Consider the following 6,831-nt stretch of genomic DNA (forward strand, 5'->3'; position numbering starts at 1 on the left):
GGAACTATAATGGGGAACGATCTCGCCGCATTCGCCAAAGAGAACGGCGTCAAATATTTCATGATTTCCTACACTGACCTGTTCAGTGGCCAGCGCGCCAAGCTGGTGCCGGCGCAGGCGATCGCCGACATGCAGAAGGACGGTGCGGGCTTCGCCGGGTTCGCCACCTGGCTTGATCTGACGCCGGCGCATCCCGACATGCTGGCGGTGCCGGATCCGGACTCGGTCATCCAGCTGCCATGGAAACCGGAAGTCGCCTGGGTCGCCGCCAACTGCATCATGGACGACAAGGAGGTCGGCCAGGCGCCACGCAACACGCTGAAGCGGCTGATCGCCGAGGCAGCCGCCGACGGCATGCATGTCAAGACCGGCGTCGAGGCCGAGTTCTTCCTGATCTCGCCGGACGGCAAGGCGATCTCCGACGAATACGACACGGCTTCGAAGCCTTGCTACGACCAGCAGGCGGTGATGCGCCGTTACGATGTCATCGCCGAGATCTGCGACCACATGCTGGCGCTCGGCTGGGGCGCCTACCAGAACGATCACGAGGACGCCAACGGCCAGTTCGAGATGAACTGGGCCTTCGACGATGCGTTGCCGACCGCCGACAAGCACTCCTTCTTCAAGTTCATGGTCAAGTCGATCGCTGAAAAGCATGGGCTGCGCGCGACTTTCATGCCCAAACCCTTCCAGGGCCTGACCGGCAATGGCTGCCATGCCCATATCTCGGTGTGGGACGAGACCGGCAAGACCAATGTGTTTGCCGACAAGTCGATGGAACTCGGCCTCTCGGCCAAGGGCAAGAATTTCCTCGGCGGCATCATGAAGCACGCTTCGGCGCTTGCCGCGATCACCAATCCGACGGTGAATTCTTACAAGCGCATCAACGCGCCGCGCACCATTTCGGGCGCGACCTGGGCGCCGAACACGGTGACCTGGACCGGCAACAACCGCACCCACATGGTGCGCGTGCCGGGGCCGGGCCGCTTCGAGCTGCGCCTGCCCGACGGCGCGGCCAACCCGTATTTGCTGCAGGCCGTCATCATCGCCGCCGGCCTCGACGGCATCCGCTCCAAGGCCGACCCCGGCAAGCGCTACGACATCGACATGTACCAGCTCGGCCATACCGTCACGGATGCGCCGAAACTGCCGCTCAACCTGCTCGACGCGCTGCGCGAGTTCGACCACGACAAATCGCTCAAGGCGGCGCTGGGTGAGGAATTTTCGTCGGCATACCTAAAGCTGAAGCACCAGGAATGGAATTCCTATGCTTCGCACTTCACGCAGTGGGAGCGCGACCACACGCTGGATATCTAAGCTCCAACGCGTAGGGCGAGCGGCCTTGGAATGATTTTATGAAATACTCGATCTTCTCGCTCGCCCGCGCCGCTCTTTCCGGCCACAAGAACTGGCAACGCACCTGGCGCGACGCCGCGCCGAAGGATCGCTATGACGTCGTGATCATCGGCGGTGGCGGCCATGGGCTGGCCACCGCCTGGTTCCTGGCCAGCGAGTTCGGCATCAAAAATGTCGCGGTGCTGGAAAAGGGCTGGATCGGCTCCGGCAATGCCGGCCGCAACACCACCATCATTCGCTCCAATTACGGCCTGCCCGGCAATACCGGCTTCTACGAATTGTCGATGAAGCTGTGGGAGCGGATGGAGCAGGACCTCAACTACAACGCGATGGTCAGCCAGCGCGGCGTCATCAACCTCTACCATTCCGACGCGCAGCGCGACGCCTATGCGCGGCGCGGCAACACCATGCGCATCAACGGTATCGACGCCGAACTGCTCGACCTGGCGGCGGTCAGGAAGATGATCCCGTTCCTGAATTTCGACAATGCGCGCTTTCCCGTGCAGGGCGGGCTGCTGCAACGGCGCGGCGGCACGGCGCGGCACGACGCCGTGGCCTGGGGCTACGCCCACGCTGCCAGCGAACTCGGCGTCGACATCATCCAGAACTGCGAAGTCACCGGCTTTGTTAGGGACGCCAACGGCAAGGTGACCGGCGTCGAGACGTCGCGCGGCAGGATCGGCGCCGGCAAGGTCGGCATGGCAGTAGCCGGCTCTTCGTCTCGCGTCGCGGCAATGGCCGGCCTGCGGCTGCCGATCGAAAGCCATGTGCTGCAGGCCTTCGTCTCGGAGGCGATCAAGCCTCTCATTCCCGGTGTCATGACCTTCGGCGCCGGCCACTTCTATGTCAGCCAGTCCGACAAGGGCGGGCTGGTCTTCGGCGGCGACATCGACGGCTACAATTCCTACGCCCAGCGCGGCAACATGCCTGTCATGGAAGATGTCTGCGAGGGCGGCATGGCGCTGATGCCGATGATCGGCCGCGTGCGCCTGCTGCGCCAATGGGGCGGCATCATGGACATGTCGATGGATGGTTCGCCGATCATCGACAAGACACCGGTCGACGGGCTCTACCTCAACGCCGGCTGGTGCTATGGCGGCTTCAAGGCGACACCTGGCTCAGGCTTTGTCTTCGCCCATCTGCTTGCCCGCGATGAATCGCATGAGGAGGCCGCCCGCTTCCGTCTCGACCGGTTCCGGTCCGGTGCTGTCATCGACGAAAAGGGCCAGGGCGCCCAACCGAACCTGCACTGAAGGCGGCTGGAACCATGCGCATCACCTGTCCCTTCTGCGGCGAACGCGAACTCGGCGAATTCACCTATCTCGGCGACGCCAAGCCGGTGCGGCCGGCACCTGGAGCATCGGAAGATGAGGTCTACGATTACGTCTATCTGCGCGACAACATCGCCGGCGTGATGGACGAGAACTGGTATCACGGCGGCGGTTGCCGGGCTTGGCTGAAAGTCACTCGCAACACGCTGACGCACGAGATTTCGGCGGTCGAACCAGCGGCAGGTGCCGGCGCTAGGCAGGTCGCGAAATGAGATTTCCTATCGAACTCGGCGCTGCCCCTCACCTGCCTGCCGGCATCCTCTCCCCGTATAGGGACGGGGAGAGGGGCGCTCCCATCGCCGGTTTCGCCAATCGCCAGCGTTGCAGGAAGAGAGCCAGCATCGCGGCCAGCCGCCTTCTCCCCGTCACTATACGGGGCGAAGTGCCCGACAGGGCGATGAGAGGCGGCGCCGACCTTCCGATTGTGAGGCGTGCATCGTGACTTCCTTTCAACCCAATCGCCTCGCCGACGGCGGTCTTGTCGACCGCTCGGCGCCGCTCAACTTCGGTTTCGACGGCAAGAGCTTCTCCGGTTTCAAAGGCGACACGCTTGCCTCGGCATTGGTTGCCAACGGCGTCAAGCTGGTTGGCCGCTCGTTCAAGTATCACCGCCCGCGCGGCATTCTGACCGCTGGCTCGGAAGAGCCCAACGCGCTGGTCGAATTGCGCGGCGGTGCACGGCGCGAGCCGAACACCAAGGCGACGACGGCGGAGCTCTATGAAGGGCTCGACGCCGCCAGCCAGAACCGCTGGCCGTCGCTCGACTTCGACGTGATGTCGGTCAACCAGCTGTTCGCGCCTATCTTCGTCGCCGGTTTTTACTACAAGACCTTCATGTGGCCGGCGAAGTTCTGGGAAGCGATCTATGAGCCGGCGATCCGCCGTGCCGCCGGTCTTGGCCGCGCCGCGGGCATCGCCGATCCAGACCATTACGACAAGGCCTGGGCGCATTGCGACGTGCTGATCGCCGGCTCTGGCCCGACTGGCCTCGCGGCCGCCCTCGCAGCAGGCCGCAGCGGCGCCCGCGTCATCCTGTGCGAAGAGGATTTTGTCCTCGGCGGCCGGCTGCTTGCCGATGGCGGCATGATCGACGGATTGCCTGCCGCCGAATGGATTGCGCGCACGCTCAGTGAGCTTGCCGCCATGCCCGATGTCCGCATCATGACGCGCACGACGCTGTTCGGCGTCTATGATGGCGGCACCTACGGCGCGATCGAGCGCGTCAACGACCACCTGCCCTCGCCGCCGGAGCACCAGGTGCGCCAGCGGCTATGGCGGATCGTGGCCAAGCGCTGCGTCGTCGCGGCGGGCGCGCTCGAACGGCCAATCGTCTTTGCCGGCAACGACACGCCGGGCGTGATGATGGCGTCCGCCATGCGCAGCTATATCGCACGTTACGCCGCGGCGCCGGCCAAGCGCATCGCCCTGTTCACCAACAATGAGGATGGCTGGCGCACGGTCGAGACGGCACTCGGCGCCGGGCTGCAGGTCGCTGCCGTGATCGACGCGCGCGCGGAAATCGCGCCCGAGCAGCGCTCGCTTGCCAGCAAGAGCGGCTTTCCCGTCCTGCATGGCACCGTCAGCGGCATCGACGGCGGCAAGAATGGCGTGCGCAAGATTTCCGTCGCACTCACCGGCGGCGCGCGTGCCGAAGTAGAAGCCGATGGGCTTGCCGTTTCCGGCGGCTGGAACCCGGCGGTCGGGCTCACCTCCTATCATCGCGGGCGACCGAAATGGCGCGACGACATCGCCGCCTTCGTGCCCGACGGCGCGCCGCCCGGCATGGTTGCCGCGGGTGCCGCCAACGGCGCCTTCGGACTTGGCGCCTGCCTGCGCGAAGGATTTGCGGCGGGCGCGGCGGCGGCACGTGATGCCGGACACGGCAATGGTACAGGCTCCACGCCGGTGGCCGACGACCAAGCTTTTTCGCTCACGCCGCTGTGGCATGTCGCGGGCAAGGGCAAAGCCTTTGTCGACCAGCAGCATGATGTCACCGCATCGGATATCGAGCTGGCGCAGCGCGAAGGTTTTGAATCGGTCGAGCACCTGAAGCGCTACACCACGCTTGGCATGGCAACCGACCAGGGCAAGACCTCGAACGTCGCCGGCCTCGCCATCATGGCGGCGATCACAGGCAAATCCATTCCCGAGACCGGCACGACAATCTACCGGCCGCCCTATGTGCCGGTCGCCATAGGCGCCTTCGCCGGCCATCATCGCGACGAGACTTTTCACGCGACGCGGCTGACGCCGTCGCATCACTGGGCCGCCGAACAGGGCGCGATCTTCGTCGACACCGGTCTGTGGAAGCGCGCGCAATGGTATCCGCGCGCCGGCGAGAAGGACTGGCTGGAATCGGTGACCCGCGAGGTCAAGGCAGTGCGCTCCGGCGTCGGCTTCTGCGATGTCTCGACGCTTGGCAAGATCGACGTGCATGGCGCCGACGCCGGCGCCTTCCTCGACCGCGTCTACATCAATACCTTCTCCAATCTTGCGGTGGGAAAAGCGCGCTACGGACTGATGCTGCGCGAGGACGGCATCGTCTACGATGACGGCACCACGTCGCGTCTGGCCGAGGACCACTATTTCCTGACCACCACCACGGCCAAGGCCGGACTGGTGATGCAGCATCTCGAATTCTGCCGGCAGGTGCTGTTCCCTGAACTCGATGTCCAGCTGACTTCGGTCTCCGACCAGTGGGCGCAATTTTCGATCGCCGGACCCAAAACCCGCGACCTGTTGAAAGAGATCGTCGATTCTTCGGAAGACCTTTCCAACGAAGGCTTCCCCTTCATGGGCGTACGCGAAGTCGCGTTGCGCGGCGGCGTCAAGGCGCGGCTGTTCCGCATCTCCTTCTCCGGCGAAATGGCGTTCGAGATTTCGGTGCCGGCGCGCTACGGCGAGGCGATGGCCCGCAATCTGATGATCGCGGGCCAGCCGTTCGGCGTGACGCCTTACGGCACCGAGGCGCTCGGCGTCATGCGCATCGAAAAAGGCCATGTCGCGGGACCGGAACTCAGCGGCACGACCACCGCGGCCGATCTCGGCCTCGGCAAGATGATGTCGACCAAGAAAGATTTCATCGGCCGCGTGATGGCCGGCCGCGAGGCGTTGGTTGCTGCGGATCGGCAGGTCGTCGTCGGCATCAAGCCGACCGACAAAACGCGACGGCTACGCTCCGGCGCGCACATCATTCCGAAGGGGCAGACAGCCGGGCCTGATAACGACCAGGGCTACGTCACCTCGGTCTGCTTCTCGCCGATATCAGACCAATGGATCGGGCTTGGGCTTGTCGAACGCGGTCGCGAGCGCATCGGCGAGATCGTGCATGCGCACGATCCGCTGCGCGGCGAAAACTATGACGTCGAGATTTGCAACCCCGTGTTCTACGATCCGGATGGAGGGCGCCAGCGTGGCTGAGTTTTCCTGGGAAACCCGCAGCCCGCTCGATTGCGCGCTGGTTTCGGGACCGTATGGCGCGCATGGCGAGGCCGGCGTCACCCTGACCGAAATTCGCAATTTCGATCTGGTCCAGGTGATGGCGCGACGCGGCAAGGCGGCCGAGATGGCGAGCGCCGCTAACGCGCATTTCGGCGTAGCGGTTCCGGAAACACCGAAGACGGCTGGAGCAGCCGAAGCCACGCTCATCTGGTCGGGACCGGATCAGTTCTTCGTGCTGTCGAAAGGCGGCAGACATCAGGTGGGGTCGCTGGCTCCAGGTTTCGCGGCCTCGGCTTCGCTGTCGGACCAGTCGCATGCGCGGGTGTTGATCCGCATTTCCGGCGACAAGGCGCGCGCCCTGCTCGCCAAACTGTCGTCGATCGATCTATATCCAGCGGCGTTCCCGGTCGGAACCGCGGCAGCCACCTCGATGGACCACACCAGCGTCGCGCTGTGGCGCGGCAATGATGCGCGGGACGGACAGGCGGTGTTCAACGTCCTGGTGTTCGCGACGTTCGCCGAGAGCTTGTGGCATACTATGCTGGACTCGGGTGCCGAGTATGGTGTCGAGATCGGGCATTCGGAGGACTTGGCGTAGCATGGCGCACCTGTCCTTCTCCCCTTGCGGGCCTGTTGCGCAATTCTGGCATTGTGATTCACTTCGATTATTGCTCGGAGGGATTTGCGATGGCGGTGAAGCGGA

General features: G+C 64.5%; 5 protein-coding genes. All 5 read left to right on the forward strand.

Features of this window, described 5'->3' with window-relative positions:
- Positions 1-9: 9 nt before the first annotated feature.
- Positions 10-1,317: a type III glutamate--ammonia ligase gene (gene glnT / locus FJ492_RS19815; protein WP_140507959.1), complete on the forward strand. Its 1,308-nt coding sequence runs from the start codon at positions 10-12 to the stop codon at positions 1,315-1,317.
- Between the two features lie 38 nt (positions 1,318-1,355).
- A complete protein-coding gene (locus FJ492_RS19820) occupies positions 1,356-2,609 on the forward strand; it encodes a sarcosine oxidase subunit beta family protein (protein ID WP_027142254.1) in 1,254 nt (417 codons plus the stop codon).
- Positions 2,610-2,623: 14 nt separating this feature from the next.
- The gene (locus FJ492_RS19825; protein ID WP_140507961.1) at positions 2,624-2,899 is read left to right on the forward strand and encodes a sarcosine oxidase subunit delta; all 276 of its coding nucleotides are present in this window, start codon (positions 2,624-2,626) and stop codon (positions 2,897-2,899) included.
- A 226-nt stretch (positions 2,900-3,125) separates the two neighbouring features.
- Positions 3,126-6,107, forward strand: coding sequence for a sarcosine oxidase subunit alpha (locus FJ492_RS19835; protein WP_140771701.1), 2,982 nt, complete (start codon positions 3,126-3,128; stop codon positions 6,105-6,107).
- A complete protein-coding gene (locus FJ492_RS19840) occupies positions 6,100-6,726 on the forward strand; it encodes a sarcosine oxidase subunit gamma family protein (RefSeq protein ID WP_140507967.1) in 627 nt (208 codons plus the stop codon). The genes FJ492_RS19835 and FJ492_RS19840 overlap by 8 nt, the downstream gene beginning before the upstream one ends.
- Positions 6,727-6,831: the final 105 nt, after the last annotated feature.

The sequence above is a fragment of the Mesorhizobium sp. B2-5-4 genome (assembly GCF_006441095.1).
Classification (GTDB): Bacteria; Pseudomonadota; Alphaproteobacteria; order Rhizobiales; family Rhizobiaceae; genus Mesorhizobium; species Mesorhizobium salmacidum.

Coding starts and splice junctions, on each gene's coding strand:
- FJ492_RS19825 (WP_140507961.1), top strand. CDS start 2,624: ATGCGCATCACCTGTCCCTTCTGCGGCGAACGCGAACTCGGCGAATTC.
- glnT (WP_140507959.1), top strand. CDS start 10: ATGGGGAACGATCTCGCCGCATTCGCCAAAGAGAACGGCGTCAAATAT.
- FJ492_RS19820 (WP_027142254.1), top strand. CDS start 1,356: ATGAAATACTCGATCTTCTCGCTCGCCCGCGCCGCTCTTTCCGGCCAC.